18 protein-coding genes are annotated in these 20,929 nt (G+C 61.5%); 13 read left to right on the top strand and 5 right to left on the bottom strand.

Annotated features, from left to right (window positions below; translation table 11 throughout):
- Positions 1-121 precede the first annotated feature (121 nt).
- Both CXP40_RS00815 and CXP40_RS00810 read left to right on the top strand, forming a co-directional pair.
- Entirely contained in the window at positions 122-2,350 is a 2,229-nt protein-coding gene (locus tag CXP40_RS00815; RefSeq protein ID WP_106732212.1) for an NADP-dependent isocitrate dehydrogenase, read from the top strand.
- Between the two features lie 163 nt (positions 2,351-2,513).
- Entirely contained in the window at positions 2,514-2,951 is a 438-nt protein-coding gene (locus tag CXP40_RS00810) for an NUDIX hydrolase (protein WP_106732211.1), read from the top strand.
- A gap of 33 nt (positions 2,952-2,984) precedes the next feature.
- Here the strand turns inward: CXP40_RS00810 and CXP40_RS00805 are convergent, their stop codons facing one another.
- From CXP40_RS00805 to CXP40_RS00790, 4 genes are all read right to left on the bottom strand, one after another.
- The gene (locus CXP40_RS00805) at positions 2,985-4,367 is read right to left on the bottom strand and encodes a tripartite tricarboxylate transporter permease (protein WP_106732210.1); all 1,383 of its coding nucleotides are present in this window, start codon (positions 4,365-4,367) and stop codon (positions 2,985-2,987) included.
- Positions 4,367-4,885 carry a hypothetical protein gene (locus CXP40_RS00800; RefSeq protein WP_106732209.1) on the bottom strand — a complete coding sequence of 173 codons (519 nt, stop codon included), beginning with the start codon at positions 4,883-4,885 and terminating at the stop codon, positions 4,367-4,369. Before CXP40_RS00800 ends, CXP40_RS00805 begins: the two co-directional genes overlap by 1 nt.
- A 131-nt stretch (positions 4,886-5,016) precedes the next feature.
- Entirely contained in the window at positions 5,017-5,928 is a 912-nt protein-coding gene (locus tag CXP40_RS00795; protein ID WP_106732208.1) for a hydroxymethylglutaryl-CoA lyase, read from the bottom strand.
- Positions 5,925-7,211 (bottom strand): hydroxymethylglutaryl-CoA reductase, degradative, encoded by a 1,287-nt coding sequence (locus CXP40_RS00790; protein ID WP_106732207.1) that lies wholly within the window; start codon positions 7,209-7,211, stop codon positions 5,925-5,927. Before CXP40_RS00790 ends, CXP40_RS00795 begins: the two co-directional genes overlap by 4 nt.
- A gap of 117 nt (positions 7,212-7,328) precedes the next feature.
- On the opposite strand from CXP40_RS00790, the gene CXP40_RS00785 reads away from it, so the two are divergent.
- The 11 genes from CXP40_RS00785 to CXP40_RS00735 all read left to right on the top strand — a co-directional run bounded on the left by CXP40_RS00785 (position 7,329) and on the right by CXP40_RS00735 (position 19,005).
- Complete coding sequence (locus CXP40_RS00785; RefSeq protein WP_106732206.1) at positions 7,329-8,714, top strand: PLP-dependent aminotransferase family protein; 1,386 nt, start codon at positions 7,329-7,331, stop codon at positions 8,712-8,714.
- Between the two features lie 87 nt (positions 8,715-8,801).
- Positions 8,802-9,914 (top strand): tRNA 2-thiouridine(34) synthase MnmA, encoded by a 1,113-nt coding sequence (gene mnmA, locus CXP40_RS00780; RefSeq protein WP_106732205.1) that lies wholly within the window; start codon positions 8,802-8,804, stop codon positions 9,912-9,914.
- A complete protein-coding gene (gene hflD / locus CXP40_RS00775) occupies positions 9,911-10,531 on the top strand; it encodes a high frequency lysogenization protein HflD (protein ID WP_099523925.1) in 621 nt (206 codons plus the stop codon). Before mnmA ends, hflD begins: the two co-directional genes overlap by 4 nt.
- Before the next feature lie 2 nt (positions 10,532-10,533).
- Complete coding sequence (locus tag CXP40_RS00770) at positions 10,534-11,397, top strand: DMT family transporter (protein WP_106732204.1); 864 nt, start codon at positions 10,534-10,536, stop codon at positions 11,395-11,397.
- A 148-nt stretch (positions 11,398-11,545) separates the two neighbouring features.
- Complete coding sequence (purB, locus tag CXP40_RS00765) at positions 11,546-12,916, top strand: adenylosuccinate lyase (RefSeq protein ID WP_106732203.1); 1,371 nt, start codon at positions 11,546-11,548, stop codon at positions 12,914-12,916.
- A gap of 78 nt (positions 12,917-12,994) precedes the next feature.
- Positions 12,995-14,161: a cupin domain-containing protein gene (locus CXP40_RS00760; RefSeq protein ID WP_021489191.1), complete on the top strand. Its 1,167-nt coding sequence runs from the start codon at positions 12,995-12,997 to the stop codon at positions 14,159-14,161.
- Complete coding sequence (locus CXP40_RS00755) at positions 14,154-14,579, top strand: GNAT family N-acetyltransferase (RefSeq protein ID WP_036999437.1); 426 nt, start codon at positions 14,154-14,156, stop codon at positions 14,577-14,579. Before CXP40_RS00760 ends, CXP40_RS00755 begins: the two co-directional genes overlap by 8 nt.
- A gap of 8 nt (positions 14,580-14,587) precedes the next feature.
- Positions 14,588-15,229: a histone acetyltransferase HPA2 gene (locus CXP40_RS00750; protein ID WP_106732202.1), complete on the top strand. Its 642-nt coding sequence runs from the start codon at positions 14,588-14,590 to the stop codon at positions 15,227-15,229.
- Positions 15,226-16,035 (top strand): secretin N-terminal domain-containing protein, encoded by an 810-nt coding sequence (locus tag CXP40_RS00745; protein ID WP_059392148.1) that lies wholly within the window; start codon positions 15,226-15,228, stop codon positions 16,033-16,035. The genes CXP40_RS00750 and CXP40_RS00745 overlap by 4 nt, the downstream gene beginning before the upstream one ends.
- A 559-nt stretch (positions 16,036-16,594) precedes the next feature.
- Entirely contained in the window at positions 16,595-18,190 is a 1,596-nt protein-coding gene (locus CXP40_RS00740) for an isocitrate lyase (RefSeq protein ID WP_106732201.1), read from the top strand.
- Positions 18,191-18,342: 152 nt separating this feature from the next.
- A complete protein-coding gene (locus tag CXP40_RS00735; protein ID WP_106732200.1) occupies positions 18,343-19,005 on the top strand; it encodes a hypothetical protein in 663 nt (220 codons plus the stop codon).
- A gap of 45 nt (positions 19,006-19,050) precedes the next feature.
- Here CXP40_RS00735 and CXP40_RS00730 read toward each other — a convergent pair whose 3' ends face one another.
- On the bottom strand, positions 19,051-20,448 hold the full coding sequence (locus CXP40_RS00730; RefSeq protein ID WP_106732199.1) for a pectin acetylesterase-family hydrolase: 1,398 nt from the start codon (positions 20,446-20,448) through the stop codon (positions 19,051-19,053).
- Positions 20,449-20,929: the final 481 nt, after the last annotated feature.

The raw sequence follows: 20,929 nt of genomic DNA, 5'->3' as shown, positions 1-20,929 counted from the left end.
GGGTGCATCCAACATCACCGCGGCGAGTCCTCGACCCGGCCCCGCCACCATGGGGCTCAAGTGCCTACCGGCGCAGGTCGAGTTTCTATGCGCGCTCAGCAAAGAAGAGAGTTAACCCTAAATGTCCACCCCTTCGAAGATCATCTACACCTTCACCGACGAAGCTCCGGCCCTTGCTACCTATTCGCTTCTGCCCATTGTAGAAGCCTTTGCCGCATCGGCTGACATCTCCGTTGAAACCCGCGACATCTCTCTTGCTGGACGGATCCTGGCAAGCTTTGCCGACCGCCTGGACGCCGACAAGCGCATCGATGACGACCTGGCCAAACTGGCCGAGCTGACTCTGCAGGCCGATGCCAACATCATCAAGCTGCCGAACATCAGCGCCTCCGTACCTCAGCTCAAGGCCGCCATCGCCGAGCTGCAGGCTCAGGGCTACGGCATTCCCGATTTCCCGGAAGACCCGCAAAGCGAAGAAGACAAGGAAGTTCGCGCACGCTACGCCAAGATCCTGGGTAGCGCCGTGAACCCGGTTCTGCGCGAAGGCAACTCCGACCGCCGCGCTCCGGCCGCGGTAAAAGCCTACGCACGCAAACACCCGCACAGCATGGGCAAGTGGAGCATGGCTTCGCAGTCCCACGCCGACTACATGCGCGGCGGCGACTTCTTCTCCAGCGAACAGTCGATCACCATGGCCAAGGCCGGTGACGTGCGCATCGAGTTCGTCGGCAAGGACGGCAAGGTCGAAGTCAAGAAGCAACTCGCCCTGCAGGAAGGCGAAGTGCTCGACAGCATGTTCATGAGCTGCCGCAAGCTGCGTGACTTCTTCGAGAAGACCCTGCAGGACTGCAAGGAAACCGGCGTGATGTGGTCCCTGCACGTGAAGGCGACCATGATGAAGGTCTCCCACCCGATCGTCTTCGGCCACGCCGTCAGCGTTTACTACAAGGACGTGTTCGACAAGTACGGCGAGCTGTTCAAGGAACTGGGCGTCAACCCGAACAACGGCATCAGCAGCGTCTACGACAAGATCAAGGCCCTGCCCGCCTCGCAACAGGAAGAGATCCTGCACGACATCCACGAGGTCTACAGCCATCGCCCGGAAATGGCCATGGTCGACTCGGTCAAGGGCATTACCAACCTGCACATCCCGAGCGACGTGATCGTCGACGCCTCGATGCCGGCGATGATCCGCAACTCCGGTCAGATGTGGGGCAAGGACGGCAAGCAGAAAGACACCAAGGCCGTCATGCCTGAGAGCACCTACGCGCGCATCTATCAGGAAATGATCAACTTCTGCAAAACCAACGGTGCCTTCGACCCGACCACCATGGGCAGCGTGCCGAACGTCGGCCTGATGGCGCAGAAGGCCGAAGAGTACGGCTCTCACGACAAGACCTTCGAAATGACCGCCGACGGCACCATGCGCGTCGTGGCTGCCGACGGCACCGTGCTGATGCAGCACGAAGTCGAAGCTGGCGACATCTGGCGTGCCTGCCAGACCAAGGACGCGCCGATCCGCGACTGGGTCAAGCTGGCCGTTACCCGCGCTCGTCAGTCCAACACCCCGGCCATCTTCTGGCTGGACCCGGAGCGCGCCCACGACCGCGAACTGCAGAAGAAGGTCGAGCTGTACCTCAAGGACCACGACCTGACCGGTCTGGACATCCGCATGATGGGCTACAACGAAGCCATCCGCGTCTCCATGGAGCGCATGATCCGCGGCCAGGACACCATCTCGGTAACCGGCAACGTACTGCGTGACTACCTCACCGACCTGTTCCCGATCATGGAACTGGGCACTTCGGCCAAGATGCTGTCCATCGTTCCGCTGATGGCCGGTGGCGGCATGTACGAAACCGGCGCCGGCGGCTCGGCTCCGAAACACGTACAACAGCTGGTCGAAGAGAACTACCTGCGCTGGGATTCCCTGGGCGAGTTCCTGGCCCTGGCCGTGTCGCTGGAAGAAACCGGCATCAAGACCAACAACGCCAAGGCCAAGGTACTGGGCAAGACCCTGGATCAGGCCACCGGCAAGCTGCTGGATAACAACAAGTCCCCGGCGCGCAAGGTCGGCGAGATCGACAACCGTGGCAGCCACTTCTACCTGGCGCTGTACTGGGCGCAAGCCCTGGCCGAGCAGAATGACAATGCCGAGCTTAAAGCCCGCTTCGCCCCGCTGGCCAAGCAACTGACCGAGCAGGAAGCGACCATCGTTGGCGAACTGGCGGCCGTACAAGGCAAGCCGGCCGAAATCGGTGGCTACTACCGCTCCAACCCCGAGCTGACCAGCAAGGTGATGCGCCCTAGCAGCACCTTCAACGCCGCTCTGGCCGCACTGAATGCCTGATAAGCCTTGAGTGCAAAAAGAACCCCGGCCTGGTGCCGGGGTTCTTTATTTATGGATACGGACATCTCTGTAGGAGCGAGCTCTGCTCGCGAAAAATGGCTTCGCGAGCAGAGCTCGCTCCTACAAGAACTTCATCCAGCAAATAATTCCTGAGAGAGCGAAAATGGACTGGCAACCCCATATCACCGTGGCAACGGTGATCGAAAAAGATGGCCGCTTCCTCTTCGTCGAAGAATTCAAGGCCGGCCGCATGGTGCTCAACCAACCGGCCGGGCACCTGGAGGCCGACGAATCACTATGCGAAGCCGCACTGCGCGAGACGCTCGAAGAAACCGGCTGGGAGGTGGAGCTCACCGCCTTGCTCGGCATCTATCTCTATACCGCGCCGAGCAATGGCGTGACCTATCAGCGCGTCTGCTTCATTGCCCGTCCCGTGCGCCATGACCCGGAGCGCGAGCTGGACGCCGACATCAGCGGCATTACCTGGTTGACGCGCAACGAGTTGGCCGACCAGCCCGAGCGCTGGCGCAGCGAGCTGGTGTTGCAATGCGTGGATGACTACCTGGCTGGCATCAGCGGACCGTTGGAGTTGCTGCGCTAACGCCAGAGGCACCGCTGAACCCGAGGTTGCCCCCTACCTCAACAACGCCAGCATGGCCGGTACGCTCAACACCGCCGTGTAGTACCCCATGAACTGCACGCCGATGTTGAACCCCAGGAAGCGCCCGAGGAAGCCACCGAGCAAGCCGATGGTGACGACCACCAGCACCCCGAGCAGGCCGCCCTCCCAGATCCCCACGACCAGTGCCAGGCCGATGAAGGTGGAAATGACCGCTTCGTGGCTGATCTTGCGAAACACGAAGGAAGCAGCCCGATGGGCGAAGCTCATGGAAAAGGGATAGGCGATCAGGATGGCGACAACCACCGCCAACATGCCGTAACCGAAGAACTCCCAGTAGTTCAACAGGTTGTGCAGGTTATTGACCTCGCCCGTCGCGCTGTCGACGGTAAACCGCGGCGACGCATTGAACAGCGGCGCAGCCGGCCCGGCAGCGACGGGGCTGAGCGGCAGGCCGAACGCGATCAGGGGGATCAGCGCCTCTGCAATGTAGGTCGACTCGGTGACACCATTACGCGCGGTGATCACCGTGGTCAGCCGCTCGTATGCCTGCTTGATACGGGCCCCGATCACCTCACCCATGATCACCGTCATGGCCACGGGGCTGAAGACGAAGGTGGCACTGGTGACACTGGCAGCCATCGCGGTCATCCGCCGCTGGCGCTTGTTGATCACCCGAAACGGATTAGGAAAGTAGCCTTTCCAGCCCTTCATGTCCGGAGCCAGGGAAAAGACGCGAAAGCCATCGCGACGCATCCTCTCGCGCTCGACTGGCGCCAGCAGCGAGAACAGCGAGGCGATCAGCGGCGCGACTGCGATACCGAGGAAATAGCTGACGGCGAGCTTGACGTCGTACTGAGCTGTCAGCGTCTGCAAGGCCACGATGACCAGCACGAACGGCAACAGCGCCAGCACCGACGCCCAACGACCCGCCGAGAAGTAAGCAATGGCAAAGGCAGCGCAGAGAAAAACCCAGGGCGCGAACTGCTTGATCACATCGCCGAACGGCGCCAGCAACACCGCGAACAGCACCGATAACGGCACTGCGATCAGCGCGGCCATTGCGCCACCGGTGATCATCTTGCGCAACGCCACGTGGGGCACGCCGAGTCGGCGCAAGTAGTTGGCGTCGCCGATGAGCGCCGTCGCCATGGTGTCACCGGGAATTCCCAGCAGCGCGGTGGGAACGGCGTGGGTCATATGCTTGGCCACCGCGCCAGCCAGAAAGAAGGTGAGAATGCCGGCTGGCGGCGCACCCAGCATCACCACCAACATGGTCAAAGGCGCCAGGGTCGTGGTTTCATCGGTTCCTGAAACCAGGCCAATCGCAGAGAACAGCACCGCACCGAACAAGCCAAGCGCCAACGCCATGAGAATTTCGTAGAGCAACCCTTCCATTACGAACGCCCTCCGCTTGGCTGCAGGGACGCATCTACCCCAGCGTCAGCCGCTGACGGCGCAGTCTGTTCACGGAGCTCGGCATCACGAAATAGCTCGTAGAGCCCCAGATCGCGCAGCTCGGCAATTACCTCGGGCGAGGTTTCCTCAAGGCGACCGAGGCTGCCGTACTCCTTGAGCAGATCGTTGACCACCTGCTCGCGAAACGCCGGGTCCGCGGCATGCTCGATCACATCGCGCTTGGGCTTGAACAAAAGAGCACTGATCGTACCGCCAGCCAGGCAACCCAGAATTCCAAATAGCATGGCGTAGGCCTTGGCCATCTGCGCCGAATCCAGGATGCCGGCAAGAATCCATAAAGCCAGCGCATAGGTACCGAGACTGACGACAGAGCTGACCAGGATGGCCAGCACCAGATGCCTGGAATCCACGGTATCGCCCCACACTTCATAGAGGTTGTCCGTGTCGCGCGTGACCTCGGCCGGCGTTGTGGCCGGCCTGGCAAGTTCTTGATTCATGATGTCCCTCGCCCTTGCGGGCTCTTGTTGTTATTGAGGAAGCTGTTGCTTGGGCGGCCGTGAGACCGTCATTCATGGGTTATCGGAAGGCCGGCATCGACACCAATGCCATCTGCCAGCCCTTGCTGCTGTTATTGCTGGCTACGTGCTTTGCTGCGCAGAGCGGTAGCCACTCTGGATGCCGATGCCTTGCCTAGCTCGGCATCGATAAAGGCGCCCGCCTCGAGCAACGCAGGAAGATCAACACCGGTGGCCAGCCCCTGCTCATGAAACAGATAGACCAGCTCCTCGGTTGCCACGTTGCCGGTGGCACCTGGCGAATACGGGCAGCCGCCCAATCCGGAGATCGAGCTGTCGAACACTCGCACGCCGGCCTCCAAAGCGGCCTGAACATTGGCCACTGCCATGCCATAGGTATCGTGGAAGTGCCCAGCCAAAGCAGCGATCGGCACCTCGCTGGCGCACGCCTCAATGAGCTGCCTGGCCCGCCCCGGCGTACCTCTGCCGATGGTGTCACCCAGGCTGATCTCGTAGCAGCCCATGGCATACAGTTCACGGGCGACTCGAACCACGTCAGCCACCGGCACTTCACCACTGAACGGACAACCCAGCACGCAGGACACGTAGCCGCGTACGGCCACGCCCTGCTCCGCTGCCTTGCCAAGCACGGGCTGGAAGCGCTGCAGACTTTCATCGATGGAGCAGTTGATGTTGCGCTGCGAGAACAGCTCGGATGCAGACGCGAAAACCGCGACCTCTCTGCAGCCAACCGCCAGCGCAGCATCAAGCCCCTGGAGATTGGGCACCAGCGCCGTATAGGTCACTCCTGGGTGCTGCCGAAGCCGTCGCAGCACCTCGTCAGAGTCGGCCATCTGCGGAACCCAGCGCGGCGAGACGAACGCCCCGGCCTCCAGGGTTTGCAAACCGGCCGCAACCAGGCGCTCGATCAGCTCCACGCGTACCGCCACCGGCAGCGTCATGGCCTCGTTCTGCAGGCCGTCGCGTGCACCGACCTCTACCAGCCTTACCGCTTCCATGGTCATTGCCCACGCTTCTCGCGCAGCAGAACCTCCGCGCGATCCGCGCGCACATCTCGCGCCTCGACCATCCGTTTGACCAGCCAGTCCACCTCATCACCACGAGCACCGGCCGACAACGCGACATTACGCGCATGCAAGGCCATGTGACCGCGCTGAATGCCTTCGGTGGCCAGGGCACGCAGAGCCCCCAGGTTCTGCGCCAGCCCAACGGCGACTGCGATTTCGCCAAGCTCTTGGGCACTCTTGACGCCCAGAATGCGCAGCGACAACTGCGCCAGGGGATGAGTCTTGGTGGCGCCGCCCACCAGCCCCAGCGGCATGGGCATTTCAATAGTGCCGACCAGGTGACCTTGGCTGTCCTTCTCCCAGGTGGTCAGGGAACCGTAGTGACCATTGCGGCAGGCATAGGCGTGAGCACCGGCCTCAACCGCTCGCCAGTCGTTACCGGTGGCCACTACCAATGGATCGATGCCATTCATGATGCCTTTGTTGTGGGTCGCGGCTCGGTAGGGATCGATCGCCGCAAAGGTATAAGCATCGATCACCCCTTCGATAACCTCGGCGCCTTTGTACTCCGGCGTATCCAGCTGCTCCGGCGCGATACGCACCTGAGCGCGGGCCAGACGCAGATCGGCGAGGTTGGAGAGAATGCGCAAACGCACCTTGCCTCCGGTGAGCTGCTCCATCAGCGGCGCCACCGCCTCTGCCATGGTATTGACCGTATTGGCGCCCATGGCATCGCGCACATCGACGATCAGGTGAGCCACCAGCATCGGCCCGCGCGGGCTATCGATGAAGGTGTGCACCTCGATATCACGACAGCCCCCACCCAGGCTATTCAGCAACTGATCCTTGCTGTTGGCCAAGGCGATGATCTCGTCCTTACTGCGCAGCAGGCTGAGCCGAGCATTGTAGGGGTCGCTGACGCCAATGATCTGCACCTGAGCACGCATCAGTGGCGCGCTACTGGAAGTCTGGAAACCACCTGTCGGACGCGCCAGCTTGGCCATGAACGAAGCCGCAGCAACCACCGAGGGCTCCTCCACCACCAGTGGAATCACTACATCCCTGCCATTGATGCAAAAGTTGCTCGCCAACGCGTAGGGCAGCTCGAACGTGCCGATCACGTTCTCGATCATGCCGTCGGCGATTTCTATCGGCAGTGCACCGGCATCGCGGAGCAGAGCCGAGTCCTCGGCAGACAGACCGACCAGTTGCTGAACGTAGTCGAGTCGTTTCGAAGGCGACAGATTGCGGAAATTGGGCAGGCGGGAGTCGATGGACATCGGGAGGCTCTCTTGGAGTCGTTTGTTCTTGGTTGCGGAACACTATCCGCACTGTATCCCTGAAAAAAGGTACAGTTTGCCCAGACACTTCTTCCTTGTACCCACGACCTTTTCACCATGCCCAAACAAACCCTTGCACAAAAAGTGGCCGACGCCATTGCCAGGCAGATAGCCGAAGGCGCCCTGCAAGAGGGCAACAAACTGCCTTCGTTGCGCGAGTACATGCGCTTGCACGGGTACGCCAAGAACACCGTTATCACCGCCTACGAACACCTGGCATCACAGGGACTGGTGGAGGCTCGGCATGGCAAGGGGTTCTTCGTCTGCAAGAACCTCAAAGCACGCAAGGAGGAGGACGAACCACAGCCTTACACCCGAGCGCTGGACACCATCTGGATGATGCGCCAGCAGTTCGTGCGCGACCCTGGCCACTCACACCTGGGCGAAGGGTTTCCGCCGATTGAATGGCTGATGGACATGCGCCTGGACAAATTCCACCGGCAAGTGGTGCGCGGCGGCGTGTCGACCCTGTTTCGCTACGGGACACGGCTGGGCAATCCCGATTTGCGCCAGCGCCTGGTGCAGAAGCTCGCGGACTACCAGATTGCCGTGTCACCACGGCAACTGGTCACCACCTTGGGCGCCAATCATGCAATGGACCTGATCATCCGACGCTACGTGGCCCCTGGTGACACGGTGCTGGTCGAGGACCCTGGCTACTACCCGCTGTTCGGCAAGCTGCAACTGCAAGGAGCGCGCATGCTCGGCATTGCGCGAGAGACCGATGGCCCGGACCTGAACACACTGGAAAGTCTGCTAAAGAAGCACCGTCCCAAGCTGTTCTTCCTCCAGTCCGTGGGCCACAACCCGACCGGCTCCGACCTGTCTCCAGCCAAGGCACACCAGCTGCTGCAGCTTGCAGAAGCGCATGACCTGCTGCTGGTGGAAAACGACGCCATGGCTGACTTCAAGCCCAGCTCGGCGATAAAGCTGACAGCCCTGGACCAGTCCGAGCGCACCCTCTACCTGGGCAGTTTCTCCAAATCGATTTCAGCCGCCTTGCGCGTCGGCTTCATTGCCGGCAGCAAAAAACGCATCGAGGAACTGGCCGACCTGAAGATGCTGCTGCACAACAGCGGCGCCGAGTACAGTGAACGCACCATCGATGTGATCCTCGCCGAAGGGCACTTCCTGCGTCACCTGTCGCGCCTTCAGGAGCGATTGCGCGCCGCCACGCAACGAGGCCTGGAAGTACTCAATGGGCTGGGTGCCGAGGTGTTCTGCCGGCCCGAACAAAGCCTCTATCTGTGGGCTCGTTTTCCCGGAGCCGATGACGCCAACACCCTCACCCGCCAGTGCCTGAGCCAGGGCGTGATGCTTGCCCCAGGCTCGATCTTCGCAGTCGACCGGCAGATGCCCGTAGCCTGGACGCGGCTCAATGTCGCCTACCTGGATGACCCGGCCTTTCGCCGCAGCCTCACACACCTGGGGCTGGCGCGATAACCTCGCCCGCCTCCTCGCCTGCGCACTGAACGGGCGCGGGCTTTCTGGTAGACTCGGCAGCTTTTCAGGCTTCACTCGCAGACTCCCATGCAAGCACCTAGCACCCAACGCGTGATCGTCGGCATGTCCGGCGGCGTCGATTCGTCCGTTTCCGCCCTGCTGCTGATGGAACAGGGTTACCAGGTCGAAGGCCTGTTCATGAAGAACTGGGACGAAGACGACGGCACCGAATACTGCACCGCCATGGACGACCTGGCCGACGCCCAGGCCGTATGCGACCGCATCGGCATCAAGCTGCACACTGCCAACTTCGCCGCCGAGTACTGGGACAACGTGTTCGAGCACTTCCTCGCCGAATACAAGGCCGGCCGTACGCCGAACCCGGACATCCTGTGCAACCGCGAAATCAAGTTCAAAGCCTTCCTCGACTATGCCCTATCGCTCGGTGCCGACCTGATCGCCACCGGTCACTATGTGCGTCGCCGCGACATCGATGGCCGTACGGAGCTGCTCAAGGGCCTGGACCCGAACAAGGACCAGAGCTATTTCCTGCACGCCGTCGGCGGCGAGCAGATCGCCAAGACCCTGTTCCCGGTTGGCGAGCTGGAAAAGCCGCAGGTACGCGCCATCGCCGAGAAGTACGAGCTGGCCACGGCGAAGAAGAAGGACTCCACCGGCATCTGCTTCATCGGTGAGCGCCGCTTCAGTGATTTTCTCAAACAGTACCTGCCGGCCCAGCCAGGCGACATCGAGACCACCGAGGGCCAGATCATCGGCCGCCATCACGGCCTGATGTACCACACTATCGGCCAGCGCCAGGGTCTTGGCATCGGCGGCCTCAAGGACGCCAGCGATGATCCCTGGTACGTGTTGCGCAAGGACCTGACACGTAACGTACTGGTCGTCGGCCAGGGCAACGAACATCCCTGGTTGTTCTCCCGCGCCCTGCTCGCTTCGGACATTTACTGGGTCAACCCAGTGGACCTGAGCAGCCCTCGCCGCCTGACCGCCAAGGTGCGCTACCGCCAGAACGACCAGCGCTGCACCCTGGAGAAGACCGAGACCGGCTATCGCGCCGTGTTCGATGAGCCGCAGCGCGCCGTCACTCCGGGTCAGTCCGTGGTGTTCTATGACGGCGAGGTGTGCCTGGGTGGTGGCGTGATCGAAACCGCAGAAGCCTGGTACGAGGACGCCCAATGAGTCCGCTGCAGGAGCAACTGGTCGCCCTCGGCGCCGTATTCGAGGCAGCAGTGCTGGCCGACAAGATCGCCCGCACCGGCCAGGTCAGCGAAGCCTCGATGGGCTGCATGCTCGGCAGCCTGCTGGTACGCGATCCGAAAAGTACGCTGGACGTCTACGGCGGTGACGACCTCAACCTGCGCGACGGTTATCGCGCACTGATCAGCTCGCTGGAACGCAATCCATCCGCCCTGCAGCGCGAGCCGCTGCGCTATGCACTGGCGATGGTCGGCCTGGAGCGCCAACTGGACAAGCGCGGCGACATGCTGCAGGTGATGGGCAGTCGCCTCGACCAGATCCAGCAACAGGTCGAGCATTTCGGCCTGGTCCATGACAACGTCATCGCTGCGTGCGGCGGCCTGTATCAGGACACCATCAGCACCTTCCGCCAGCGCATCCAGGTGCATGGCGACATGCGCTTCCTGCAGCAACCGAACAACGCCGCGAAGATCCGCGCCCTGCTGCTAGCCGGTATTCGCTCGGCGCGCCTCTGGCGTCAGCTCGGCGGCCACCGTTGGCAGTTGGTGTTCAGCCGCAGCAAGCTGCTCAAAGAACTCTACGAACTGACGCGAAACTGACCATGGAACCCGCCAGCCGCAGCGTAAAACCCCTACAGGGTGCCCTGCTGCTGGCGCTCTCGGCGCTGCTGTTCGCTTTTACCGGCGTCGGCATCCGCGAGATATCCAGCAGCGTCAACAACGAGTCGGTGGTGTTCTTCCGCAATCTGGTCGGCGTGTTGTTCTTCCTGCCTTTGCTACTGGTGCGCGGCGTTCGCCCGTTGCGCACGACACGCCTGAAGTCCCATCTGTGGCGTACCACCTACGGCCTGGCGGCGATGTACTGTTTCTTCTACGCCATCGCCCACCTACCATTGGCCGACGCCATGCTGTTCACCTACTCGGCGCCGGTGTTCACCCCGCTGATCGCACATATCTGGCTAAAGGAGCCGCTGACTCGACGCATGCTGGTCAGCAGCCTGATCGGCCTATGCGGGGTACTGCTGGTGGCCAAGCCCAGCGCCGCCCTGTTCGAGGGGCCCGCGCTGTTTGGCCTGGCCGCCAGCCTGCTGGCCGCCTTCGCCTTCGTCTCCATCCGCGAAATGAGCGACAGCGAACCGGCCACGCGCATCGTCTTCTATTTCTCGCTGTTCAGTGCACTGTTCTCCGCCATCCCGCTGACCTGGAGCTGGCAACCGCTCGACTCCACGCAACTGAGCTGGCTGCTGGGCATCGGCCTGCTGGCCACCGCCAGCCAGGTGATCATGTCACGTGCCTACGGCCTGGCACCGCCCGGGCTGATCGGTCCAGTGGCTTACCTGGCCATCGTCTTCGCAGGCATCATTGCCTGGCTGCTCTGGGGCGAGACGCCAGACACGCTTTCGCTGCTCGGTGCAGCATTGATCTTCGCCGCCAGTCTGTTATCGGTCGCAAGACGCAGGGCATAGGCGGCCAAGCGCTGGTTTTCATGTATGATATGCGCCCTTTTCGTCAGAGGTCGTCCCGGCACCTGAGCTAGCGCCCGCTTCATCGAAGCCAGCACGATGCGCAGTGACCCAGGATGGCTTTTCAGCCCGACAGCCCGAGAACGCCTACATGCAGCTTTCCTCGCTCACCGCGGTTTCCCCCGTCGACGGCCGCTACGCCGGCAAAACCAGCGCCCTGCGCCCTATCTTCAGCGAATACGGCCTGATCCGTAGCCGCGTACTGGTCGAAGTGCGCTGGCTGCAGCGCCTGGCTGCCCACGAAGGCATCCCGGAAGTCGCGCCCTTCTCCGCCGAAGCCAACGCCCTGCTCAACGAGCTGGCCGAGAACTTTGCCGTCGAGCACGCCGAGCGCGTCAAGGAAATCGAGCGCACCACCAACCACGACGTCAAGGCCGTGGAGTACCTGCTCAAGGAGCAGGCCGCCAAGCTGCCAGAACTGAACAAGGTCAGCGAGTTCATTCACTTCGCCTGCACCAGCGAGGACATCAACAACCTGTCCCACGCTCTGATGCTGCGCGAAGGCCGTGACAATGTGCTGCTGCCGCTGATGAAGCAACTGGCCGGCGCAATTCGTGAACTGGCGGTGAAATTCGCCGACGTGCCCATGCTCTCGCGCACCCATGGCCAGCCGGCCTCGCCGACCACCCTGGGCAAGGAACTGGCCAACGTCGTCTACCGCCTGGAGCGCCAGATCGCTCAGGTCGCGGCTGTACCGCTGCTGGGCAAGATCAACGGCGCCGTGGGCAACTACAACGCGCATCTGTCGGCCTACCCGAGCATCGACTGGGAAGCCAACGCCCGCCAGTTCATCGAAGGTGACCTGGGCCTGAGCTGGAACCCCTACACCACCCAGATCGAGCCGCACGACTACATCGCCGAGCTGTTCGACGCCATCGCCCGCTTCAACACCATCCTGATCGACTTCGACCGCGACGTCTGGGGCTACATCTCCCTCGGTTACTTCAAGCAGAAGACCGTGGCCGGCGAAATCGGCTCCTCGACCATGCCGCACAAGGTCAACCCGATCGACTTCGAAAACTCCGAGGGCAACCTGGGTATCGCCAACGCGATCTTCCAGCACCTGGCCAGCAAGCTGCCGATCTCCCGCTGGCAGCGCGACCTGACCGACTCCACCGTGCTGCGTAACCTGGGTGTCGGCTTCGCTCACAGCGTCATCGCTTACGAGGCAAGCCTCAAGGGAATCAGCAAGTTGGAGCTCAATGCTCAGAAAATCGCTGAAGACCTGGATGCCTGCTGGGAAGTGCTCGCCGAGCCGATCCAGACCGTCATGCGTCGCTACGCCATCGAGAACCCGTACGAGAAGCTCAAGGAGCTGACCCGCGGCAAGGGCATCAGCCCCGAGGCCCTGCTGGCCTTCATCGACAGCCTGGACATGCCGGCCGCCGCCAAGGAAGAGCTCAAGCAACTGACCCCGGCGCGCTACATCGGTAACGCCGTGGCCCAGGCCAAGCGGATCTAAGCGCGATCAGCCTCGAGGACGCCCGGCTGAGCCGGGCGTTTTTGTTTTAAGGTTTTTATCTATTTCAAGGGCTTACTGATGAATCCTGATACTCCGCTGCAATTGCTGGGTGGCCTCACGGCTCGTGAGTTCCTGCGCGACTACTGGCAAAAGAAGCCGCTGCTGGTGCGTCAGGCGATCCCGGACTTCGAAAGCCCGATCAGCCCGGACGAACTGGCTGGCCTGGCGCTGGAAGAAGAAGTCGAATCGCGCCTGGTGATCGAGCACGGGGAACGCCCCTGGGAGCTGCAGCGCGGCCCGTTCAACGAGGACACCTTCCAGGACCTGCCCGAGCGCGACTGGACCCTGCTGGTACAAGCCGTCGACCAGTTCGTCCCGGAAGTGGCCGAACTGCTGGAAGACTTCAAATTTCTGCCCAAGTGGCGCATCGACGATCTGATGATCAGCTTCGCTGCCCCCGGTGGTGGCGTCGGCCCGCATTTCGACAACTACGACGTATTCCTGCTGCAGGCGCACGGCCATCGCCGCTGGCAAATTGGCCAGATGTGCGATGCCGACAGCCCGCTGCTCCCCCACGCCGATCTGAAGATCCTGGCTCAATTCGAACCAACCGATGAATGGGTGCTGGCACCCGGCGACATGCTTTACCTGCCGCCATGCCTCGCCCACTGTGGCACCGCTGAGGATGATTGCATGACCTATTCCGTGGGCTTCCGCGCGCCGAGCGCCGCCGAAGTACTGACCCATTTCACCGACTTTCTCGGCCAGTTCCTGCCCGACGAAGAGCGTTACAGCGATGCCGACATCCAGCCGAGCGAGGATCCCAACCAGATCCAGCGCGACGCTCTGGAGCGCCTCAAGGCCCTGCTCAACGAACACATGAGTGACGAACGTCTGCTGATGACCTGGTTCGGCCAGTTCATGACCGAGCCCAAGTACCCGGAGCTGGTCGCCGGCATCGAGATCGAGGAAGAAGACTTCCTTGGCGCACTGGAAGATGGCGCGATCCTCATCCGCAACCCCAGCGCACGCATGGCCTGGTCGGAAGTCGGTGAAGACCTGGTGCTGTTCGCCAGCGGCCAGAGCCGCCTGGTTTCTGCCCGCCTGCGCGAGCTGCTGAAGCTGATCTGCAGCGCCGATGCGTTACATGTGGAAAACCTCGGCGCCTGGCTGGCCGACGACGAGGGGCGTACCCTGCTATGGGAACTGGTCAAGCAAGGCAGCCTGGGATTTGCCGATGAGTGAGATCACTGTCCGTGTCGCGGACTGGCACAGGGACAATGCCGAGCTTCGTCGTATCCGCGACAGCGTTTTCGTCGCCGAGCAATCGGTACCGCCGGAGCTGGAATGGGACGCCGAGGATACCGACGCCGTGCACTTTCTCGCAGAGGAAGGCGATTACCCTGTTGGCACCGCGCGCTTGCTGCCCGACGGCCATATCGGTCGCGTATCGGTGCTCAAGGATTGGCGCGGCCTCAAGGTCGGCGAGAAACTGATGCAGGCGGTGATCGCCGAAGCGGAAAAACGCGGCCTGCATCAGCAAATGCTCACCGCTCAGGTGCACGCGACACCGTTCTATGAAAGGCTAGGCTTCAGGATTGTCAGCGACGAGTACCTCGACGCCGGCATACCTCACGTGGATATGGTGCGCACCAGCCAGTAGAGACTGAAATGAACGACAAAGACGCCCCGGTCGAACCGAACGATACGCCAGACTCCATTGAACTGGCGGCCATCGAATTCGAGTCGCCGGGGCGTTTTGCCGTGCACAACCCCGCCCCCGTCACGCCAGATGCGGCGCAATGGGAGCCGGCCCCGTTCATGATCGGCCAGCACGAGCGCCTGGAGCGCTTCAGCCAGCCACAGCAGGCTCGCGCCCACATCCTGGCGTTGATCCAACAGGCCCAGCGCAGCCTATGCCTGTACAGCGATGACCTGGAGCCCTGGCTCTATCACCACAGCAGTGTGCAGCAGGCCTGCACCCGGTTCTTGCTGAGCAGCCCACGAGCGCGCCTGCGTATCCTGCTACGCGACCCGACTCGCGCCGTGAAGGAAGGCCATCGTCTGCTCGCTCTGTCACGCCGACTGTCGTCCAACCTGCATATCCGCAAGCTACACCCGGACTACGCCAACGAGGAACTTGCCTACCTGATTGCCGATGACAGAGGCCTGTTCCTGCGGCCTGAACTCGATCAGCAATCCGGCTACGCCCTGTACAACGACCCGGCGCGCGTGCGCCAACGCCAGGCCCAGTTCGACCAGGCCTGGGACACCAGCATCACCGACCCCGACCTGCGGAGCTTTCTGCTATGACCCTGCGCACGCTGTTCGCCGCCCTGCTTCTCGGCCTGTGCCTGCCACTGCAAGCGGCCACCGAGGTAATCCCGCTGAATTACCGCACCGCCGACGACGTACTCGGCGTGGTGCAATCGATGCTCGGCAACGAGGGCAAGGTCAGCGCCTATGGCAACCAACTGATCGTCAATGCATCACCGGCCAAGATCGGCGAGGTGCGCGTCCTACTGCAGCAACTCGACACCCGCCCGCGGCGCCTGCTGATCACCGTCGAAAGCGCTGACAGCAATTACCAGAACGACCGCGGCTATCGCGTCGACGGCACCCTCAGCGCCGGCAATGCCGAGGTTCAGGTCGGCCGCGGCGAAGTGAACGGTCGCGACCAGGTGCGCATCATCCGCCGCAGCACCGACAGCCGTGGTGGTGGCACCCAGCAGGTACAGGCAACCGAAGGTTATCCGGCACTGATTCAGGTCGGCCAGAGCGTGCCGCTGACCACCACCAGTACCGGCCCGTACGGCCAGGTTTACCAGGACACCCAGTATCGCGACGTGACGCGAGGTTTCTACGTGACAGCCAGCCTCTCTGGCGAACTCGTCCACGTTGCCATCAGCAGCCAGCGCGATCGCGTCAGCAACAGCCGCCCCGGCGTGATCGACGTGCAAAGCACCGACACGCGCGTCAGCGGCCGTCTCGGCGAGTGGATTACCTTGGGCGGCGTCAGTGAGGAAACCAGCTCCAGCGGCCGTGACGTGTTGCGTCGACACACCACCCAGGGCCGCGAGGACATGTCGCTGCGCCTGAAGGTCGAAGCGATCGACTGACCCCCCGACCAAAGTCGCATCCCTTTCCCTCGCAAGAACCATGGACAACTCACGCAACCCGCGAAATGCCTGAAACGCCCACCCCATGGGCTGCACAGCGTGACCAGGCAGTCGCCGACTGAATATGTAGTAGTTTTAAAAAACCACTACAAAACGTTTGACGAAGCATTTTCCCAGAGGCATGATGGCCTCGCTCCCGCTAGCCAGGGGTCCTGAAAAGGATCTCCAGACCGCCCGCGAAGTACTTCGCGACGGTCCGTGTCCCAACAGCCCACAAGGCCGTACGACGAGGTTGCGACTGGAACGAAGTTGTCCTGAGGGACGGGGAAGCGTTTAGCGTCAGACAGATCGAAAACCCAGCAGGTGCCCAAGGTTTCCACGAGCCAACCGGCAAACGCGACGTTCTCGAAATGCTCGCCACATCCCCCCTCCTCGCGGTCAATCCTCGCCCCAGCCGTATTCTCGCCGTCAAAGTGGAAGCCTCCCGCAGCCGCTGCATCCGTGCACGCATTGCGTGGGTAGTCGGTGCTCAACCAACACATTTTTTGAAGGATTGACCATGTCCGCATATCAAAACGACATCAAGGCTGTAGCCGCTCTGAAAGAGAAGTTCGGCAGCAGCTGGAGCGCTATCAACCCCGAGTCCGTCGCCCGTATGCGCGCTCAGAACCGCTTCAAGACCGGTCTGGAAATCGCTCAGTACACTGCTGACATCATGCGCAAGGACATGGAAGAGTACGACGCCGACTCCTCCGTCTACACCCAGTCGCTGGGTTGCTGGCACGGCTTCATCGGTCAGCAGAAGCTGATCTCGATCAAGAAGCACCTGAAGACCACCAACAAGCGCTACCTCTACCTGTCCGGCTGGATGGTCGCTGCTCTGCGCTCTGACTTCGGCCCGCTGCCGGATCAGTCGATGCACGAGAAAACCGCCGTCTCCGACCTGATCGAAGAGCTGTACACCTTCCTGCGTCAGGCCGACAGCCGCGAACTGGACCTTCTGTTCACCGCCCTGGACGCTGCTCGCGCAGCTGGCGACCAGGCCAAGGCTGCCGAGATCCAGAACCAGATCGACAACCACGAAACTCACATCGTGCCGATCATTGCCGACATCGACGCTGGTTTCGGTAACCCGGAAGCCACCTACCTGCTGGCCAAGCGCATGATCGAAGCCGGTGCTTGCTGCATCCAGATCGAGAACCAGGTTTCCGACGAGAAGCAGTGCGGCCACCAGGACGGTAAAGTGACCGTTCCTCACGCCGACTTCCTCGCCAAGATCGCTGCCGTTCGCTACGCCTTCCTCGAGCTGGGCATCGACAACGGTGTGATCGTTGCGCGCACTGACTCCCTGGGCGCCGGCCTGACCAAGCAGATCGCCGTAACCAACGAGCCGGGCGACCTGGGCGACCTGTACAACAGCTTCCTGGATTGCGAAGAAGTTTCCGCTGCCGATCTGGGCAACGGCGATGTCGTGATCAACCGCGGCGGCAAGCTGCTACGTCCGAAGCGTCTGCCGTCCAACCTGTTCCAGTTCCGTGCTGGCACCGGCGAAGCGCGCTGCGTACTGGACTGCATCACCAGCCTGCAAAACGGCGCCGACCTGCTGTGGATCGAAACCGAGAAGCCGCACGTTGGCCAGATCGCGGCCATGGTCAACGAAATCCGCAAGACCATCCCGAACGCCAAGCTGGTTTACAACAACAGCCCGTCGTTCAACTGGACCCTGAACTTCCGTCAGCAGGTATTCGATGCCATGGCTGCCGAAGGCAAGGACGTTTCCGCCTACGACCGCGCCAAGCTGATGAGCGTCGAGTACGACGAAACCGAACTGGCCCAGGTTGCCGACGAGAAGATCCGTACCTTCCAGCGCGACGGTTCGGCTCAGGCTGGCATCTTCCACCACCTGATCACCCTGCCGACCTACCACACCGCAGCTCTGTCGACTGACAACCTGGCTAAAGGCTACTTCGCCGACCAGGGCATGCTGGCCTACGTGAAAGGTGTTCAGCGTCAGGAACTGCGTCAGGGTATCGCCTGCGTCAAGCACCAGAACATGGCTGGCTCCGACATCGGCGACAACCACAAAGAGTACTTCGCTGGCGAAGCTGCTCTGAAGGCGAGCGGTAAAGACAACACCATGAACCAGTTCCACTAAGAACGGTTCACCTGCTGCGGACCACGCATCCGCAGCAGCCTGTTTGCCTAATCCGCCCCGGCTTGCCGGGGCTTTTTTTCGTCTGCGTTTATTGTCCAGGCAAACCGGTCTTTCAGCTCCTAAGCTCAAATGACGCCTCCTGGAACCTGCCTATGCCCTCGCCTCGTTACGCCCTGCTATTGGGCAGTTGCCTTCTGATCGGCAGCGCAACCCTGACCTGGTACTGGCAACGCCCCGCCATTGAAGAACGCCTCAGCCTCGAGCCCGAGCAGCTGCCGACACCTCAAGCCGCGCAAGCCAGCCCGACGCCTGCATCGTCGCCCCTCAGCACGGAGCAGCTGCAACTGCTGGCCCGCCCGGAGATCCAGCAACAGGAACAACGCCTGGGATTTCATCAGCGCTATAGAGACTTCATCGAGCATGCAAAACAGCTAGACGCCGAAAAGCGCGAAGCACAGGCGGAGGACCTGAGCAAAGGGCTCGATGCGATGGAGCAGCGAGGCGAGCTTGCATTGAGCGAGACCCTGCTGCTGCAGATTGCCCTGATCAAGGCCGTCAGCGAGGACGAAGCTGAGCAGAAAACACGCGCCGAAGCGCTGATCAAACGCTATCAGGTCATCAGCGCAGAGCGCGAAGCCAGACTGGAGCAGCAGCCTGACCGCAACTTCGAGCGCTACAAGGCCGAGGAAAAACGCATCGTCGAGGAGGTGCTCGAACTGCAGACCATCCCCGATGGACTCACACGCGACCAATATCTACGACAACGCCTGCAAGAGGCCCGCGAGCGCAATTACCGACAAGCTCCCAATGACTGAACGCGGCGACAACCCAAGTTGTCGCCGCGTTGGTTCAACCCCTGTTCAGAGCATCTGGTCCAGCAGGTAATAAAGCAGATTGAAGGGTTTGTTGCGGTCAGCCATATCACTGCTTTCCGAAGCATCCAGTACCTGTCCACTGCCATCGAGAACGCTGCTGACGAAGCTGTCCAACTGCAGATTCTGCTCCTGGATATCGGAGTTGGCGAACTCGATGATGCTGGTGCAATGGCTTTCGTTGACGTTACGGAACTGCGGGAAATAACCACCGACATTACCCAGGCTGGCCAGTTGGCTGCGCAGACGCGTGGTGTCCGTCGCCCAGCGCTGCTTGATCAGGGCTTCCTTGGCAGCCTGATTCGGCGCATTGACGATCTCCGGGTAGAAGCGCTCATAGGAATAGGACGAATAGTTCAGGTCCTGCCAGAAATGCGTATGCCCCATGCGATCACCCGGCAGATTGCTTGAAAGCGCCGGATACAGGCTGCCCAGGTCGTTGCTGTTGAAGCCCGGCAGACGCGCCTGCAGGTACTGCAACGGCCCCTGAGCGGCATCGAGGCCCCAAGCCTGACGGATCAGGGTCTGCAGCGGATAAGAGGGGTACGCCTGATTATCGCCAGCCAAGGCGGTGTACACCGGCCCGGAGTCGTTGATCAGATAACCACGATCCGGCGCGATGTCCTGGCGCAGGTTGGCGTAGTTGGTCAGGCTGCCGGCGCCGCCTGCACTGCATCCCGTGGTGAGCATCTGCGTCGGTCGTGGCAGGTTGTCCTTCAGCCACCCGACAACCGCGCGCATGTTCCGCAAGCCGTTGTGGTGCCATACCAACGGCGGATTTGCCCCTTGCGGGTCTTCGTAGATCGCCACCTTGTCGCCGGAGTAGATATCGCCCGTGCAATACGGCACATAGACCATGTTCCAGTTCTGCGTCTTGACGCGCGTCCAGGGGTGCAGACGCACGACGAAGGGGCTGACCAGACTTGCGCCCGGATTGAGCAGCGACATGTAGTCATTGGCAATCCCATCCGGATTGCGCGCACCACGTATGCCACTTTGCCCGCTGCAACTGGCGTAGTCCCAGCAGGCACCACCGCCCTCCAGGTAAACGATGGTATTGCGCGTGTTCGGCACGCGATTGATGAAGAACTTGTATGGCGAGCCATTGCCGCACACCGCACCGGTCTGCGGCGCCATCTGAATCGTTTGCCAACCGTAGTAATTGCCGGGATTGAAGCCGCTGTTGAAACCACTCGGGTTAGCCAACAACGGGTAGGGTCCGACACGCTGCGCAGGCGTCACCGGATTGTCGGCCCTGGGCGGCGACACCAGATTGCTCAAGCTCTGCCAGAAATTGTAATCACCCAATTCCGCGCTGGCAGGCGCGCTCAGGGCTAGCAACAGAACGGCTGGGACAATACGCGGCAACGACTGGACAACAGGCATGGCATAACCCCTCATATTGTTATTCGTACGAAGGGTCGGCATACCCAGGCAGGGCAACATCGCAGACCCAGCGGATGGTGGGCACTGCTCGATCAACTGCGCATCGCCATGGGGCGATTCATGCACGCTAGTACAAGATCAGTTAGACGGCACCTGGAGATGAATAACGTTTAGTGATAAGCCATGCCGCCGGCTATACGCTTTGAGAATCCAGCAAGCCATTCGATGCTTTCGCCTTAACACCAAAGTGGCAGCGAATTGCTCATCTCGCTGAGGGCAATAACGCTGCGAAATGAGGCAAATTAGCCGGATGAATGCGCCTTGAAATTGCCAGAGCAGAGTCATCAGCTATAGTCCTGAAACGCCAGCCCACATGGCTCGCTTCAGAATTACACCGATGCGACAAATCAATCAGCAATGATCGAATTTCAGGAATAATTTTTCTCTGAAAAATTTACTTACAGTTGGTCTGCACATAGTA

The organism is Pseudomonas sp. YY-1, from assembly GCF_002843095.1.
GTDB classification, from domain to species: domain Bacteria; phylum Pseudomonadota; class Gammaproteobacteria; order Pseudomonadales; family Pseudomonadaceae; genus Aquipseudomonas; species Aquipseudomonas sediminis_A.
This window is presented reverse-complemented; position numbering and strand designations above follow the sequence as displayed.